The organism is Kitasatospora indigofera, assembly GCF_014655955.1.
Lineage (GTDB): Bacteria > Actinomycetota > Actinomycetes > Streptomycetales > Streptomycetaceae > Kitasatospora > Kitasatospora indigofera.
Window position 1 is genome coordinate 1 of the sequence record NZ_BNBO01000166.1, and the last position, 867, is coordinate 867.

Here is an 867-nt window from a genome sequence, read left to right on the forward strand (position 1 = left end):
GTCTCGAAGGCGTGGTGCCAGGCCTGGTCCAGCGCGTAGGCGCCGTTCATGCCGAAGTCAGTGAGGCGGACGAAGTTGCTCTTGCCGGTGGCGTCGGCGAGGCGGCGCAGGGGCTCGCGCCGGTCGGCGACGTAGTGCGTGACGGCCGACAGCGCCAGGGCCGCCACGGCCGGGCCGGGCCGCAGCCGAACTCCAAGCACGCGGGAGCCGAGCAGCAGGGCGCCGGCCTGGGTGGCGGTGTAGGTGGCGACGTGGGCGGCGCAGGCGCGGCGCCCGGCCGCGCTGGACTGCCCGTCGTTGTGGTCGTGCTGGCCCTTGAGGCGGGCTTGGTGGTCGGTCTGGACCCAGTGGTCCGCCACGTCCGCCGCCGCGCGGAGCAGGGCGTAGGCGGCGGCGAAGCGGGCGGCGCGGCTGGAGTGGGCGTCGGACACGGTCGACCTCCTGGTCGGGATGTCTCGAAGGGGTCGTGCGCGGGGGCGGATGGGGTCAGCTCGCGGTGCGGGCGGGCTGCTGCTTCTTGGCGGCGAGCGACATCGCGCGGCGGGCGATCGGCGAGTACTTCGGGTAGCTGCCGGCCTTCTGCCGCGGCGGGGTCCCGCCGTTGTTGCGGCGCCCGTCCGGACGCTTGTTCGCGGAGGTGCCGCGCGGGGCGGTCACTTGGGATTCGACCTGCGGCTTTTCCACCTTTTCGACCGTGTTCGTCTGGTCCTTGGCGGCTTCCTTGGTCGCGGCCCTGGCGGCCACGCGGGCGGCGATGGATTCGGCCGTGTCGCCGAGCGGGGCGCCGGCGGTGTCGTCCCATGCGCGCTTCCACGTGGTCTCGCTGGGGTGCAGCTCGCCGACCGCCGCGGCGAGTGCCACGGCGCG

2 protein-coding genes are annotated in these 867 nt (G+C 74.7%); both read right to left on the reverse strand.

The features are described 5' to 3' along the window. Positions 1-431: hypothetical protein (locus IE329_RS39975; RefSeq protein ID WP_190215983.1), on the reverse strand; the 431-nt coding region annotated here is incomplete at its 3' end. A gap of 55 nt (positions 432-486) precedes the next feature. Then, on the reverse strand, positions 487-867 hold a 381-nt coding region (locus IE329_RS39980; protein ID WP_190215984.1), incomplete at its 5' end, for a hypothetical protein.